The 15,562-nt window shown below is 70.7% G+C and carries 12 protein-coding genes; 7 read left to right on the top strand and 5 right to left on the bottom strand.

Features of this window, described 5'->3' with window-relative positions:
* The first annotated feature begins 53 nt into the window (after nucleotides 1–53).
* Entirely contained in the window at nucleotides 54–3,686 is a 3,633-nt protein-coding gene (gene metH / locus LXN57_RS35550) for a methionine synthase (protein WP_438872951.1), read from the top strand.
* Nucleotides 3,687–3,707: 21 nt separating this feature from the next.
* Nucleotides 3,708–4,163 (top strand): rhodanese-like domain-containing protein, encoded by a 456-nt coding sequence (locus tag LXN57_RS35545; RefSeq protein WP_251802611.1) that lies wholly within the window; start codon nucleotides 3,708–3,710, stop codon nucleotides 4,161–4,163.
* A 93-nt stretch (nucleotides 4,164–4,256) separates the two neighbouring features.
* Here LXN57_RS35545 and LXN57_RS35540 read toward each other — a convergent pair whose 3' ends face one another.
* On the bottom strand, nucleotides 4,257–5,075 hold the full coding sequence (locus tag LXN57_RS35540) for a DUF4142 domain-containing protein (protein WP_308206674.1): 819 nt from the start codon (nucleotides 5,073–5,075) through the stop codon (nucleotides 4,257–4,259).
* Nucleotides 5,076–5,311: 236 nt separating this feature from the next.
* On the opposite strand from LXN57_RS35540, the gene LXN57_RS35535 reads away from it, so the two are divergent.
* The gene (locus LXN57_RS35535) at nucleotides 5,312–6,487 is read left to right on the top strand and encodes a serine hydrolase domain-containing protein (RefSeq protein ID WP_251802610.1); all 1,176 of its coding nucleotides are present in this window, start codon (nucleotides 5,312–5,314) and stop codon (nucleotides 6,485–6,487) included.
* Between the two features lie 45 nt (nucleotides 6,488–6,532).
* On the opposite strand, the gene LXN57_RS35530 is transcribed toward LXN57_RS35535, so the two are convergent.
* The 4 genes from LXN57_RS35530 to LXN57_RS48065 all read right to left on the bottom strand — a co-directional run bounded on the left by LXN57_RS35530 (nucleotide 6,533) and on the right by LXN57_RS48065 (nucleotide 10,200).
* On the bottom strand, nucleotides 6,533–6,718 hold the full coding sequence (locus LXN57_RS35530; RefSeq protein ID WP_221381458.1) for a hypothetical protein: 186 nt from the start codon (nucleotides 6,716–6,718) through the stop codon (nucleotides 6,533–6,535).
* Between the two features lie 82 nt (nucleotides 6,719–6,800).
* Entirely contained in the window at nucleotides 6,801–7,850 is a 1,050-nt protein-coding gene (locus tag LXN57_RS35525) for a glycoside hydrolase family 43 protein (RefSeq protein WP_251802609.1), read from the bottom strand.
* A 143-nt stretch (nucleotides 7,851–7,993) separates the two neighbouring features.
* The gene (locus tag LXN57_RS35520; RefSeq protein ID WP_251802608.1) at nucleotides 7,994–8,668 is read right to left on the bottom strand and encodes a response regulator; all 675 of its coding nucleotides are present in this window, start codon (nucleotides 8,666–8,668) and stop codon (nucleotides 7,994–7,996) included.
* On the bottom strand, nucleotides 8,665–10,200 hold the full coding sequence (locus tag LXN57_RS48065) for a sensor histidine kinase (RefSeq protein WP_285904710.1): 1,536 nt from the start codon (nucleotides 10,198–10,200) through the stop codon (nucleotides 8,665–8,667). The genes LXN57_RS35520 and LXN57_RS48065 overlap by 4 nt, the downstream gene beginning before the upstream one ends.
* 324 nt (nucleotides 10,201–10,524) lie before the next feature.
* Here LXN57_RS48065 and LXN57_RS35510 point away from each other — a divergent pair, with 324 nt between their 5' ends.
* The 4 genes from LXN57_RS35510 (at nucleotide 10,525) to LXN57_RS35495 (ending at nucleotide 15,555) form a co-directional block, all read left to right on the top strand.
* Nucleotides 10,525–11,019 carry a DUF1707 SHOCT-like domain-containing protein gene (locus tag LXN57_RS35510; protein ID WP_251802607.1) on the top strand — a complete coding sequence of 165 codons (495 nt, stop codon included), beginning with the start codon at nucleotides 10,525–10,527 and terminating at the stop codon, nucleotides 11,017–11,019.
* Between the two features lie 60 nt (nucleotides 11,020–11,079).
* A complete protein-coding gene (locus tag LXN57_RS35505; RefSeq protein ID WP_251802606.1) occupies nucleotides 11,080–11,895 on the top strand; it encodes a metal-dependent hydrolase in 816 nt (271 codons plus the stop codon).
* A 113-nt stretch (nucleotides 11,896–12,008) separates the two neighbouring features.
* Nucleotides 12,009–12,371: a hypothetical protein gene (locus LXN57_RS35500; RefSeq protein ID WP_251802605.1), complete on the top strand. Its 363-nt coding sequence runs from the start codon at nucleotides 12,009–12,011 to the stop codon at nucleotides 12,369–12,371.
* Nucleotides 12,372–12,597: 226 nt separating this feature from the next.
* Nucleotides 12,598–15,555, top strand: coding sequence for a sensor histidine kinase (locus LXN57_RS35495; protein WP_251802604.1), 2,958 nt, complete (start codon nucleotides 12,598–12,600; stop codon nucleotides 15,553–15,555).
* The last annotated feature ends 7 nt before the right edge of the window (nucleotides 15,556–15,562 follow it).

The following is a 15,562-nucleotide window of genomic DNA, read 5'->3' as shown; positions in this document are numbered from 1 at the left end:
AACCGACCAAGGGCGCCTCCGTTGTACCGGAGGTGGTCGGTGTGGAAAGAACCGTGGACAACACTCGTGCGGCACGCATCAGTGAGCTCAAGCGCCTGCTCGACGAGCGGATCCTGGTGCTCGACGGCGCCTGGGGCACGATGCTGCAGGGCGCCAAGCTGAAACCGGAGGACTACCGCGGCGAGCTGATCAGCCCCGATCACCCGCAGGACGTCACCGGCGACCCCGACCTGCTGATCCTCACCCGGCCCGATGTGATCCTCGACGTCCACCGGCAGTATCTGGCGGCCGGCGCCGACATCACCACCACCAACACGTTCACCGCGACGAGCATCGCCCAGGCCGACTACGGCCTGGAGTCGTACGTCAAGGAGATGAACATCCGCGGCGCGCAACTGGCCCGCCAGGCGGCCGACGAGGCCGGCGGCACCCGGTTCGTGGCGGGTTCCATCGGCCCGCTCAACGTGACCCTCTCGCTCTCGCCCAAGGTCGACGACCCGGCGTACCGCGCGGTCACGTTCGACCAGGTCAAGGCGGCCTACGCCGAGCAGATCGCGGCCCTGGCCGAGGGCGGCGTCGACCTGCTGCTGATCGAGACGATCTTCGACACGCTGAACGCCAAGGCCGCCGTCGCCGCCGCTCGCGAGGTCGCGCCCGAGCTGCCGCTGTGGATCTCGGTGACGATCGTCGACCTGTCCGGCCGCACGCTGAGCGGTCAGACCGTCGAGGCCTTCTGGCGCTCCATCGAACGGGCCGAGCCCCTGATCGTGGGGGTCAACTGCGCGCTCGGCGCGACCGAGGCCCGCCCACACGTGGCCGAACTGGCCCGCCTCTCCAACGTCTACGTGGCCGCACACCCCAACGCGGGCCTGCCCAACGCGTTCGGTGGCTACGACGAGACCCCGTCGCAGACGAGCGCGCTGCTCGAGGAGTTCGCCGCCGCAGGCCTGGTCAACATCGTCGGTGGATGCTGTGGCACCACGCCCGCGCATATCGGACAAATCGCCTCGAAGGCGAAGAGTAAAGCACCGCGGAAGATCAATCCCCCGCGGACGACGACCCGGTTCAGCGGCCTGGAACCGTTCGCGATCGGTCCCGACACCGGTTTCGTCATGATCGGCGAGCGGACCAACGTCACCGGCTCGGCCAAGTTCCGCCGGCTGATCGAGGCCGACGACTTCCAGGGCGCCGTCGACGTCGCGCTCGACCAGGTGCGCGGCGGCGCCAACCTGCTCGACGTGAACATGGACGCCGACCTGCTCGACAGCGAGCAGGCGATGACCACCTTCCTCAACCTGATCGCCACCGAGCCCGAGGTGGCCCGGATCCCGGTCATGATCGACAGCTCGCGGTGGAGCGTGCTCGAGGCCGGTCTGAAGTGCGTGCAGGGCAAGGGCGTGGTCAACTCGATCAGCCTCAAGGAGGGCGAGGAGCCGTTCCTGGCCCAGGCCCGCCGCATCCGTGACTTCGGCGCCGGCGTGGTCGTGATGGCCTTCGACGAGCAGGGCCAGGCCGACACCCGGGACCGCAAGGTCGAGATCTGCGGCCGGGCGTACGACCTGCTGGTCAACGAGGCCGGCTTCGCCCCCGACGACATCATCTTCGACCCCAACGTGCTCGCCGTGGCCACCGGCATCGCCGAGCACAACGGGTACGCCAAGGCGTTCCTCGAGGCGCTCCCGCTGATCAAGGAGCGCTGCCCGGGCGCCCGCACCAGCGGCGGCATCTCCAACCTGTCGTTCTCGTTCCGCGGCAACGACATCGTGCGCGAGGCCATGCACTCGGCGTTCCTCTTCTACGCCGTCAAGGCCGGCCTCGACATGGGCATCGTCAACGCCGGTCAGCTCGCCGTCTACCAGGACATTCCGGCCGATCTGCTCGAGCTGGTCGAGGACGTGCTGTTCGACCGACGCCCCGACGCCACCGACCGGCTGGTGACGTTCGCGTCGACCGTGACCGGCAAGGGCAAGCAGCGAGAGGTCGACCTCTCGTGGCGCGAGGCCCCGGTCGGCGAGCGTCTCTCGTACGCGCTGGTGCACGGCATCGTCGACTACATCGAGGCCGACACCGAGGAGGCCCGGCAGCAGAAGGCCCGGCCGCTCGAGGTGATCGAGGGCCCGCTGATGGACGGCATGAAGGTCGTCGGCGACCTCTTCGGCTCGGGCAAGATGTTCCTGCCCCAGGTGGTCAAGAGCGCCCGGGTCATGAAGCGCTCGGTGGCCTACCTCGAGCCGTTCATGGAGGCCGAGAAGGAACAGGCGCGTCTCGAGGGCCGGATCGACACCGGCCGCGGCCAGGGCAAGGTCGTGCTGGCCACGGTCAAGGGCGACGTCCACGACATCGGCAAGAACATCGTCGGCGTGGTGCTGGGCTGCAACAACTACGAGGTGATCGACCTCGGCGTGATGGTGCCCGCCGCCAAGATCCTCGACACCGCGATCAGCGAGGGCGCCGACGTCGTCGGGCTGTCCGGCCTGATCACCCCGTCGCTCGACGAGATGGTCGCGGTCGGCGCCGAGATGCAGCGCCGCGGTCTCAAGCTGCCGCTGCTCATCGGCGGCGCGACCACGTCCAAGCAGCACACGGCCGTGCGCATCGCGCCCGCCTACGACGGCTCGACCGTCCACGTCCTCGACGCTTCGCGGGTCGTCGGCGTGGTCAGCGACCTGCTCGAGCCCGACCGGGCCGACCGGCTCGACACCGCCAACCGGGCCGACCAGGAGCGGCTGCGCGAACAGCACGCCAACCGGCGCGCGCAGGCGCTCCTGACCGTCGAGCAGGCGCGGGCGAACCGCGAGAAGGTCGACTTCGCCGACCTGCCCACGCCCGCCTTCACCGGCGTCCGCGATGTGCGCCCGGCCATCGCCGAGCTGCGCGAGATGATCGACTGGCAGTTCCTGTTCCTGGCCTGGGAGCTCAAGGGCAAGTACCCGGCGATCCTCGAGCAGCCGGTCGCGCGCGAGCTGTTCGACGACGCCAACGAACTGCTCGACCAGATCATCAAGGACGGCTCGTTCGAGGCGCGGGGACGCTACGCGTTCTGGCCGGCGCACAGCGAGGGCGACGACATCGTGCTCGGCAACGGCGTCACGTTCCCGATGCTGCGCCAGCAGACCGAGAAGCCGGCGGGCCGCGCGAACCGCTGCCTGGCCGACTACATCGCCCCGGCCGGCCACAACGACCACCTCGGCGGCTTCGCGGTCGCGATCCACGGCGCCGGCGACCTGGCCGCCCAGTACGAGGCCGAGAACGACGACTACCGCGCGATCATGGTGAAGGCGCTGGCCGACCGGCTGGCCGAGGCGTTCGCCGAACACCTGCACCTGCAGGCCCGGCGCGATTGGTTCGAGCCCGGCTCGCAGCCCGACCTGGCAGACCTGCACGCCGAGCGCTTCCGGGGCATCCGGCCCGCGCTGGGCTATCCGGCCAGCCCCGACCACAGCGAGAAGAAAGACCTCTTCGAGCTGCTGGGGACGGACGAGATCGGGGTCGGGCTGACCGAGTCGTACGCGATGATGCCCGCCGCCGCGGTCAGCGGCCTGATCTTCGCCCACCCCGGGTCGCGCTACTTCACCGTCGGGCGTCTCGGAAAGGACCAGGTCACCGACTACGCCCGCCGCCGCGGGATGCCGCTGGAGGAGGTCGAGCGCTGGCTGCGCCCCAACCTGGCGTACGAGATCGGCTGAGTTGGCTGTGTCCCTGCGGGCATGCCTGGTCACGAGCTGGGGAATGATCGGCTCGTGACCACTGTCGATCTTCGGAACCTGACCGGTGTGGACGCCGTGCTCGCGAGAGCGCGCGCGGGTCTGCGCCGGCTCGGCCCCCATGAGACACGGGCCGCTGTCACGGCCGGTGCGCTGCTCATCGACACGCGCACCGACGTGCAGCGCCGGCAGCAGGGTTCGCTGCCCGGCGCGATCGTCATCGACCGTACGGTGCTGGAATGGCGACTCGATCCGGAGTCGCCGCACCGCATCCCCGAGGCGGCCGACCCGGACCGGGTGATCGTGGTGGTGTGCCGGCAGGGCTACAGCTCGAGCCTGGCCGCCGCCAGCCTGCGCGCGGTCGGGCTGCGCAACGCGACCGACCTCGTCGGCGGGGTCGAGGCCTGGCTGGCCGCGGGTCTGCCGACGGCCACCGGCCCCGAGGACGTGCGTTTCTGATGCCACTGCTGCGACTGGAGGTGCCGCTGACTTCCGGCGGCACCGCCTGGGCGTACGTCAGTCGTTGATCGCAGACAGCCTTCAAGACCCGGATCAGTACCGGGATCGGTAGCGGCGGCGACGGCGGCGAGGGTCGGCCAGGACGCTGCGGCCGACGAAGAAGGCCAGGCCGACGATCACCACCAGCAGGCCGCCGATCAGCGGCAGGTTGACCGGCGACGAGGCCGGCGCGCTCGACCCGGACGAGGCCAGCGCCGGGCCCCCGCCGCCGCTGTTGCTGACCGGGGTGACGGCCGGCGGCGGCGCGGTGGGCAGCGACTCGAAGTCGACCAGGGTGCTGCTCTCGAGCAGGGTCAGGTGGGTCATGACGAACTGGTTGGCCCGCTGGGCCAGCTTGCGGATCGTGTCGTTGCGGGTGCTCGTCCGGATCGTCGCGATGGCCGGAAAGATCTTGCCGTGGGCCGCCCGCAGCCGGTCGATGTAGATCTGGTCGAAGTCCTCGCCCTCGGCGTCGCGCATCTCGGACAGCCAGCCCTGCTGGTCCTCGTTGGGCTTGTCGGGGAGCTTGATGGTCAGCTTGCGGGCCGCGTCGCGGACCATCTTGTCGAGCACGACGTGCTGGTCGGCGATGTCGCGCCCGATCTTCTTGATCTTCGGGTTGTTCGACCGCTCCTGGGCCATCTCGCCGGCCGGGATCTCCCACAGGCCGGCCAGCCGCACCTTGACCGCGAAGTCCTTGTCGGCCGCGGCGACGTCGCCGTCGCCGGTGTCGGAGATCAGCCCGTTGGGCGGCTCGGGCACTCCGGGTTCCGCGTGCGCGGCGCTCGGTTGGAGCAGGAGCACGGCGGTCGCGGCGACCATCAAGCTCGGCAACAGGTGGCTCCGGCGGAACAAGCGATCGACGGCGGACACGTCAACTTCCTCCAACTGCTCGGCGGACCCCCTGCTGGGCCTTGATACGGACCGGGCCCCGCGCGCGGATCAAAGAGAACTCACAGATTCGCCCTGGTGACGCGGTGTCTCTCCGCGGTGGCGGCGGGTAGCCAGGGTGTTAGCACCCCCAAAAAGACGGGGGCCAGCCCGATGGCCGCCGGAGCCGTGAAATTCGTACGTTGAGGTCTCGTTCCGATGTGGAAGCAGGGGGACCCGTGGAAACGAATTCTCGACACCGGCGTACGGCGATCCGGGCGGGCGCGGTGGTCACCGCGGCCGTGCTGGCCGTCTCGGCGACCGGCGCCGTTCCGGCCGCGGCGGCTGCCTCGCCTCGTGCCGAACTGCAGACCGCCCTCGACGACCTGCGCGATCTGGGCATGGTCGGCGCCCAGGGGGAGATCTCGTCCGGTCGCCACAACGTCGTGGCGGGCAGCGGGGTGGCCGACCGGCACAGCGGCCGGCCGATGCCGCTCGAGGGCCGGTTCCGGATCGGCAGCAACACCAAGACGTTCGTCTCGGTCGTGGCGCTTCAACTGGTCGGTGAGGGCAGGCTGTCGCTGGACGACACGGTCGAACGCCGGCTGCCCGGCGTGGTGTCGGGCAACGGCAACGACGGGCGCCGGATCACCGTGCGGCAGCTGCTTCAGCACACCAGCGGGCTGCACAACTACACCGAGGATCTGGCCGCGCTGGGCTCGGCCGAGGACTATCTGGCGCACCGGTTCGACCATTACGATCCGGCGGACCTGGTCGCCCTCGCGATGAAGCACGAGCCGAGCTTCCGGCCCGGAGCGCGGTGGGAGTACTCGAACACCAACTACATCCTGGCCGGCATGATCATCGAACGGGTCACCGGCAGGTCGTGGGCGACCGAGGTGCGGTCGCGGATCCTGCGCCCGCTGGGTCTGCACGACACGTCGTACCCGCAGGACAGAACCACCCTGCCCCGGCCGCATGCCCGGTCGTACCAGCAGTTCGGCCCGGGCGCCCCGCTGATCGACGTCACCGAGTTCAATCCGACTGCGGCCGGCGCCGCGGGCGGCATGGTCAGCACGACGGCCGACCTGACCCGCTTCTGGCGCGCGGTGCAGCGCGGCGAGCTGCTGCGGCCGGCGCAGGTCGCCCAGATGCACCGGACGGTGCTCGCCGACGGCATGCAGGACATCGTGCCCGGCATCCGGTACGGACTGGGCATCTTCGGAGTACCGAACGATTGCGGCGGCTTCTGGGGACACCCCGGTGACGTCGTCGGCACCAGCACCTTCAACGGTGTCACGGGCGCCGGCGACCGGGCCGTGGTGCTCTATCGCACCACCGGGCTCGCCGACCAGGCCCCGTCGGCCGCCGTGGACAACCGCATCCTCCGGCTCGTCGACGACGTCCTCTGCTGAACGTTTCCCGGTGCCCGCCGGGGCGGGTGAGCACCGGGAACACTCTCAGGAGGCGAAGACCGCCGTCAGCTCGTCGGGTTGCGGGGAGCCCGCCGATCGCGCCTTGCTCAGGGCGATGGAGGCGGCATGCAGATACGCGCGGTCCCCGCTGGCGACGTATTGCGCGCGCAACAGCGCGGCGATCTCGTTCGCGGTGGCGAGGCGGGCTTCGGCGTCGGCGGTCTTGAACATGGGCACACTTTCTTGATCCAGGAACGAACCATGATGCGCCGCCGGAACCGGCGGCGCATCAACCGAACCGGTGATTGCTTTTCTACTCGAAGAACCTCAGGCCGAAGCCCGTGGTCGATGTCGCGCCGGGGACGTTCGCTCGGGTGTAGGTGCTGTTGCCCCACCAAACGAAGGTCCCGGTGTACCAGTAGCGGTTCTCCCAGGCGTACGGCGTGCCCTTGGGAACCGCGTGGTACATCATCGGGAAGCGCGGGCCGGCCGGCGGGCTGGTGGCGATGTCGCCGTTGAGCAACACGAACGTGTGGTGGCCGGGCCCGTTGGCGTGGAGCGTGGGATCCCAGCCGGCCATCATGGTGGCCCGGTTCGAGCCGAACTGGCAGCCGTTCGACTTGTACCAGTCCCAGACGTACGTGGGATCGCCGCCCGCCCGCAGCCGCAGATCGGCCAGGCAGTACTGGTCGCTCCAGCTGCCGTTGGCCGAGTAGACGATGTGCAGCTGGCCGTTGGGGTCGCGGATCGGCTCGGGACCCTCGTTGATGAACGGGTTGCCGACGACGCGCTCCCAGCTCTCCCGCGGCTGCGAGATGACGAACCGCGCGCCGGTGGTGGCAGTCGGGCTGCTCATCCGGGCGATGTAGAGGTTCTGCTCCACGTTCGTGGCGCCGGCCCAGCCCGACCAGACGAACCAGCGCTGCCCGTTGAAGACGAACATGGCGCCGTCGATGGCCCACCGGTCGTCGGGCAGGGCCATCCGCGTCTCGGCCGTGTAGCCGCTGTCGGCGGACGCCGAGCTGATCACGTACATCCGGTGCGCGGCGCCGCGCCCGGCCGAGAAGTAGATGTAGAAGCGGCCGTTGTCGGTGGCGATCTCGGGCGCCCACACCTCACCGAGGTTGCGGGTGTCGCTCCACACCTGGCGGGCGGCGGCCGAGGCCAGCCCGTCGGTCGACGAGGACTGCCGGACGGCGATGCCGCCGCCGGTCGACTGCACCGAGATGTACGTGCCGCCGACGCGCAGCACGCTGGGGTCGGCCGCCCGCATCGAGGTCTGCCCGGCGGCGGCGGGGGAGGCGAGGCCCAGCGTTGCGGCTAGGAGCAGCGCGGAGGCGAGGGCGAGGTGTCGCTTTTTCATGGGGACTCCCGGGGGATGGGGGATCTCCCGAGAATCCGGCTCGTTTTACAGCGTTGTCAACGCGTAAAGAGGCAGGAATCGTCGAAAACGGGCATCAGGCCAGCTCGCGAGGCTCCTCGGCCGCGTACCCGGCGCGGCGGCGGTCAGGCCAGCCAGCCGGGGCGGATCAGACCGGCCTCGTACGCGTAGACGACCAGCTGGGCCCGGTCGCGGGCGCCCAGCTTGATCATCGTGCGGCTGACGTGGGTCTTCGCGGTGGCCGGGCTGATGACCAGGCGGGCCGCGATCTCGTCGTTGGAGAGCCCCTCGGCCACCAGCACCAGCACCTCGCGCTCGCGGTCGGTCAGCTGGTCGAGAGTGGCCGGTGGAGTGGCCGGCGAGCGGCCGTGGGCGCCCCCCGCGAACTCGCCGATCACCCGGCGCGTGACGCCGGGAGACAGCAGCCCGTCGCCCGCCGCGACGGCGCGCACGCCGCGGATCAGCTCGACGGGCTCGGTGTCCTTGACGAGGAAGCCGGACGCGCCCAAGCGCAGCGCCTCGAAGACGTACTCGTCGAGCTCGAAGGTCGTCAGGATCACCACCCGGGTGCCGGACAGCGCCGGGTCGGCCGCGATGCGCCGGGTCGCCTCGAGCCCGTCGACACCGGGCATGCGAATGTCCATGAGCACCACGTCGGGCCTCGTCCGCTGAGCCTGCACGACCGCCTCGAGACCGTCGCCGGCCTCGCCCACGACCTCGATGTCGGGCTCGGCGTTGAGCAACGCCCGGAACCCGGCCCGCACCAGAAGCTGGTCGTCCGCCAGCACCACCGAGATCACTCCACCGCTCCTTCGCCCGCCATCCGCCCGGCAACGCTCTCACCGAATCCGCCGCCGCGTGTCACACCGTCGCCCACGGCACCGTCACGTGCGCCCGCCGCGCCGGCGCCCGCTGTGCCCGCGCCGGCGCCGGCTGTCCCCGTGCTGGATTTGCCGGCATCGCCCGCGCCCCTTGTGCTCGCGCCGTTCGTGCTCGCGTCGTTCGTGCTCGCGTCGTTCGTGCTCGCGTCGTTCGTGCTCGCGTCGTTCGTGCTCGCGTCGTTCGTGCTCGCGCCGGGGGTGTCGTCGGCGGTGGGGAGGAGGACGGAGACCAGGAAGCCGTCCTTCACGGGGCCGGCCTCGAGGGTGCCGCCCAGGCTGTTGGCCCGGGCGCGCATGCCGGCGATTCCGGTGCCCGGGGGGCCGCCCTCGGCCGGGGCCGGGGCGTTGGCTGTGTCGTTGCGGATGGCCAGGTGCAAGGCGGTCGGCAGGTAGTCGACCGAAACCCTTGCGGTGGCGCCCTGGCCGGCGTGGCGGCGGATGTTGGTCAGGGCCTCTTGGACGATGCGGTAGGCCGCGCGGTCGACCTCGGGTGGCAGCGGGCGCACCTCGCCGGTCACCTTGGTCTCGACCGGAAGGCCGGCGTCGGCGGTCAGGTCGTGCAGGCGGCTCAGGCCCAGGGCGGGCTGGCGGGGGGCTGCTTCGTCCTCGGTGCGCAGGGCGCCCAGCACCGAGCGCACCTCGCGCAGCGCCTCCGAGCTGGCCGTCTTGATCGCCGACAGCGCCTCGCGGGCCTGCTCGGGGCGGTTGTCCATGAGGTGCAGGCCGACGCCGGCCTGTACGTTGATCAGCGACAGGTGGTGGCCGATCACGTCGTGCAGCTCGCGGGCGATGCGCAGCCGCTCCTCCGAGGCCTGGCGGCGCTGCTGTTCTTCCTCGGCCCGTTCGCGTTCGGCCCGCACCTTGACCATCTGCGCCATCTGCTCGCCCTTGATCTTGGCGATGCCGCCCAGGAAGATCGCCGCGACCAGCGCGATGCCGAGCAGCAGCGCCTCGCGCAGCCCGGGCCGCACGCCCTCGGGCAGGCCGAGGGGGCCGGCGAAGACCCGGAAGACCAGCAGATAGGTGGCGTAGGCGACCCCGGCGCCGATGAACGCGGTGGTGCGCCGCCCGCGGCAGCCGAGCTGGAACAGCGCCACGATGGGCGCGACCGTCCAGAACCAGTGGGGCTCGGCGACCGTGGCGAAGCCGAGCGAGGCCGCGGTCGCGATCACGAACGCCGCGACCGGGTAGCGCCGCCGGAAGAGCAGGGCGAACGGCCCGACCAGGAGCAGGAGGTAGAGCGCCGGGCGCATGGCGACGAGGATGTGCCCCTCGCCGGCCTGCTGCTTGGCTCCCAGGGCCTGGAACAGCCCAGCCCCGATGGCCGCGCCGGCGCCGGGCCGCCGGAACTGCCCGGGGATCGGCGGCGACCCGTGGAACCGCCCGGTGCGGTGCTCGCGCGCCCACGGCGGCATCGGCGGCCCGTGCATGTGCCTCATGCCCCTGCCCACGCCCCCGCTCCTTCCGTAGTCGCAACGCCCCGCCCGACCGCATCGCCCCGCGTGAAGCGAGGTGCAGTGCGTCGCCCCGCAGGAAGCGAAGCCAAGCGATGTGCACTGCCGAAGTTACGGCACAGGCGGGGCCGGGGCATCGGAGCAGGGTTTGGATTCGGCTACCACCAGGGTCGTACGCCGGGCCGGGGTCGTGCGCCCCCGGTCGTACGCCCGGGGGCCGTTCCCCTCCCGAAGGCCGCCCGGAAGATGCTCCGCCGGGCCGACGCCCCGCGCCCCGAAAAGGCCGACTCTGGGAACACGACGCCGACCGAGGAGGACCCCATGCAACCCAACGAGAGCACCGGCACCAAACGCGTCCGCACGTCGGACAAGGAGCGGGAGCAGGTCGCCGAGATCCTGCGGGCGGCGATGACCGAGGGCCGGCTCGACCTCACCGAGGGCGAGGAGCGCCTGGCCCGGGCGTACTCCGCGAAGTTCCGCGACGAGCTCGGCCCGCTCACCGCCGACCTGCCCAACGGTGGCTGGACCGCCCTGGCCAACACCCCGGAGGCCAGGATCGCGACACGCCGGAGCCTCCGCCGGCACGGCTGGATCATCGTCTCGATCGCCATGATCCTGACCGGCCTGTGGATCATCTCGGGCGCTCAGTTCTTCTGGCCCGCCATCCCGCTCACCTTCCTGGTCATCGGCTTCTTCAAGCACGCCCGCCACCGCCGCTGGCAGATGGAGTACAGCCTCGGTCACGGCGTGGCGCCCTGGAACCAGCCGGGCTACGGCGGCCCGCACCGGTTCCACAGTGGACATCGAGGTTGTTGATCAACCCGCCGTGAACTGAAACCCTCCTCGAACATAAGTTCGGGGAGGGGCAACACACACATGATGGGTCCATCGCATGCTCTCTCGGGGGCAACCGCCTGGCTGGCCGGCACCTGGGCCCTGGACCACTTCGCCGGGTACGAGCAGTCGCCGCTCGCCGTGGCCGTCGGCACCCTGGTGTGCGCGGGCGGCGCGCTGCTCCCCGACCTGGACCTGTCGGGCAAGGTCACCCGTAACCAGGGTGGCGCGACGGTGGCCCGTACGTTCGGGGTGTTCTCGCTGTTCGCGGCCGAGGTGATCGAGAAGGTGTCGCTGGGCGTCTACACGGCGACCAGGCTCAGCAAGGACCCGCGACGGACCAACGGCCACCGCACGTTCACCCACACCCTGCCCTTCGCCGCGCTCGTGGGCTGGGGCACGACGTGGTTGAGCGGCCACTACGGCAAGTGGGCGGTGGTCGGCATCGTCTTCTTCATGGCCGGTCTGGCGCTGCGCGGCCTGTTCGACAAGTGGGCCGAGCGGGCCGGCTGGGTCATCGTGACCCTCTGCTCGGCGGTGATCGCCTGGTTCACCGCGGCCAACCTGCCCGGCGACCGGGGTTACCCGATGCTGGGGTTCGCGGTGGCCGTGGGCTGCGTGGTGCACCTGCTCGGCGACATGATCACGTCGGCCGGGGTGCCCATTCTCTGGCCGGTGCCGACCGGTCGCCGCCTGTGGCGGATGGTCGGCGTGCCCAACAGCATGGCCATCCGGGTCGGCGGCAAGGTCGAGACCGTCGTCCTGCGTACGGCGTTCGTCACGATCTCGTTGATCGCCCTGGCCGGCATTTTCGCGCCCGGCCTGTTGCAAAGATTCGAACTCGACACCTTTTCTTGATCATCCGTATTCACTCTTTGGTGGTTGCGTTTCCCTGGCCGGTAATTGCGGCGGCGTCCCTAATATCTCCTGCATCAAGCGAAAGCTTGGGTTGTAGAGAGAAAGGCGTTGTCATGAACAAGGTCTCGCGCGTGTTCGCCATGACCGGCCTGGCGGTTGCCGCCGGCCTCGCGATGGGCGCCGGCCCGGCCTCGGCGGCTCCCGCCGCCCCGGCCGCGAAGGGCTCCGCCGTTCAGGTCCAGGACCACAAGTTCAAGAGCAAGGACCGCGTCGTCGGTTACTACCGCACGATGCGGGCCTGCAACCGGGCCGGCAAGATCGGTGAGTTCCGCAACAAGTGGGACGACTTCGACTGCGACCGGGTGCAGCGTGGCTTCAAGCGTGGCTGGGTCGCCCTCGAGGCGCAGTGGGACGTCCGCGGCCACGGCCACGGCGGCCCGAAGGGTCACGGCCCCTGGGGTCACGGCCGCCGGTGAACTGATTTCCGGTAAATAAAGCGAGGGCCGCACCCCGGCGACGGGTGCGGCCCTCGCTTTTTATTCACAGCTGATTCACAGAGAAAGCTTCGATGGGAAGTGGAACGAATTCCCGCCATTCGTTCCACAATTCTTCCGGCAAGTTTCCCCGCTCATCCTTTCGGTCGCACATCTTCGTCCGGCGGCTTGTCTCAGGTCGGGCCGGACCGGACCGATACCAGGCTCCGTGCTGACTACCTCGGGTACGCCGCGGCAGACGGCAGGCCGCCTCCGCGCGCTGCGGGCCACCGGTCTGCTCGAGGCCGAGGGCGTCCACGCTCTCGACCGCCTGACGAAGCTGGCCGCGCGCATGCTGGCCGCGCCCACCGCGCTCGTGTCGCTGGTCGACGAGGACCGGCAGCGCTTCGCGAGCGCGTACGGCCTCTCCGGTGAGCTCGCCGAGACCCGCGAGGCCCCGCTGTCGCACTCGTACTGCAAGCACGTCGTCGACGACCAGAGCCCCCTGATCGTCGGGGACGCCCGGCTCGACGCCCGGCTGCACGACAGCCCGGCGATCGCCGATTACGACGCCATCGCCTACGCCGGCATGCCGCTGCGCTCGCCCGACGGCCACGTGCTGGGTTCGTTCTGCGTCGTCGACTCGGTGCCGCGGCAGTGGAGCCTCGAGGACATCGCCCTGCTGCACGACCTGGCGGAGTCGGCCGAGTCGGAGGTCGCGCTGCGGATGGCCCGGGCCGAGCAGGCGATCTCGTCAGCCCGGCTGAGCGCGGTGCTGAGCGCCACCCACGACGCGTACGTCTCGACCGATCTCGGCGGCGACGTGCTCGACTGGAACACGGCCGCCGAGCGGATGTTCGGCTACCGCGCCGACGAGGCCGTCGGCCGCAACATCGCCGACCTGATCATTCCGGAGCGGTTCCGCGCCGACCACCTGGCCGGCATGAAGCGGGTCCGGGTCACCGGCGACTCCCAGCTCTCCGGCCAGCACCTGCGCGTCGCCGCGCTCACCAGCACCGGCCGCGAGTTCCCGGCCGAGATGACCCTGCGGGTCGTGGCCGAGCCCGGGGGCCCGGTCTGCCACGCGTTCCTGCACGACATCACCGGCCGCATCGTCGCCACCTCGGAGATGGAGCAGCACCGCAAGAAGCTCGACGAGGAGCACGCCTTCCTCGAGGCGGTGCTCGACAGCGTCGACGTCGGCATCGCGGCCTGCGACACCGAGGGCCGGATGACCCTGCTCAACCGGGCCGCGCGCGGGGTGACCGGCCAACCGGTCACGCCCGGCACGACGGCCGCGGAGTGGCTCTCGGCCTTCGAGCTGCACGAGCCCGACGGCCGTACGCCCATCGCCGACATGCCTTTGACCCGGGCCCGCGCCGGCGAGATCGTCGAGGGCCACCACATGGTGGTCAAGACGCCCGGCTCGTGGCGGCGGTTCGTCACCAACGGGCGGCCGATCGAGACCGGCGACAACCGGCGGCTGGGCGCGGTGGTGGCCTTCCACGACATCACCGAGGTCCACCGGGCCGAGGAACTGCGCCGGGCCCGGCACGCGGTCGCGCAGGTGCTCTCCGACGCCACCAACGCCATGGACGCCGGGATCGAGGCCGTCGCCGCCATCACCGACTCGCTGGGCTGGTCGTGCGGCGAGTACTGGCAGGTCACCGACGACCGCAAGAGCATTGTGCGGCACAGCTCGCACACCACCGGCGACCGTGACCTGTCGGCCTTCACGGGCGACACCCCGCTCACCTTCGTACTCGGGGAAGGACTGCCCGGACTCGTCTGGGCGCGCAACCGCGAGGTGTGGTGGGACACCGGTGAGATGCCGACCGACATGGTCGACGAGGGCCGGGCCACGCTGCACGAGGTCGGCATCCGGGTCGCGGTCGGCGTGCCCGTGCGCTCCGGCCGCCGCACCCTCGGGGTGCTGGCGTTCTACACCGACCAGGACCTGCCGTTCGACTCCGACACCGTGCAGATGCTGGACGCGGCCGCGGCGCACCTGGGCCGCTTCGTCGAGCGCCGGTGGGCCGAGGACATGTCGATCGCGCTGGCCGCCGCCCGCCGCAACTTCGACCGGATCGTCGCGCAGATGAACGACTACGTCTGGACGGTCGAGGCGGCCGCGGAGCAGGAGCCGCGCCTGATCTACGCCAGCCCCAACGGCGCGGCGGTCTTCGGCGGCCCGGTCTCGGTGTCGGAGCCCACCACGCTCGCCGACCAGGTCCACCCGGACGACATCGGGATCCTGGCCGGATTCAACCGGACGCTGCTCGCCGGCGAGCACGCCGAGATGGAGTGCCGTGTCGTCGGGCTGGACGGCGTGACCCGCTGGATCTGGACCCGCGCCGCCGCACGCTTCGAGGGCGACCGCGTTCTCTTCGACGGCCTCTCGACCGACGTCACCGAGCGGCACGAGCTCTCCGACCAGCGTGAGCGCCTGCTCGACCGGGAGCGCGAGCAGGTCGAGCGGCTACGTGAGCTCGACCGGATGAAGGACGAGCTGTCGGCCCTGGTCATCCACGAGCTGCGCAACCCGGTGGGCGTCATCAAGGCGTACACCGAGGTGCTGCTGGAGAGCCCGGCACTGGCCGGCGCCGAGCGCAAGCACGCCACCGTCGTCGACCGCACCACCCGGCACCTGCAGGGGCTGGTCGACGACCTGCTCGACCTGGCCCGCCTGGACGCCGGCCACATCAGCATCGACCCGTGCCCGATGGCGGCCGACGCCGTGCTGCGCGACGTGCTCTACAGCCATCACCTCAGCGCGGCCGCCAAGAGCCAGACCCTCAACGTGTCGATCAAGCCTGAGCTGGAGGTGCTGGCCGACGCCCAGCGCCTGCGCCAGGCCCTGGACAACCTGGTGTCGAACGCGGTCAAGTACACGCCCGAGGGCGGCACGGTGTCGGTGACGGCCGAGCACGACGGCAACGCTGTGGTCATCACGATCAGCGACACCGGCATCGGCGTCCCCGTCGAGCAGTACCCGCACCTGTTCAGCCGCTTCTTCCGGGCCAGCAACGCGCAGAAGGCCGGTATCAAGGGCACGGGCCTGGGCCTGGCCGTCACCAAGGCGATCGTCGACGCCCACGGCGGCACGCTGACAGCCCGGCCGGCATCCGGCGGCGGCACCCAGTTCCGGCTGTCGCTGCCGGCGCCCGACTTCGCCGGTCCGCGGTAGTCGCTCT

Source organism: Paractinoplanes hotanensis (genome assembly GCF_023717965.1).
Classification (GTDB): Bacteria; Actinomycetota; Actinomycetes; order Mycobacteriales; family Micromonosporaceae; genus Actinoplanes; species Actinoplanes polyasparticus.
This window is presented reverse-complemented; position numbering and strand designations above follow the sequence as displayed.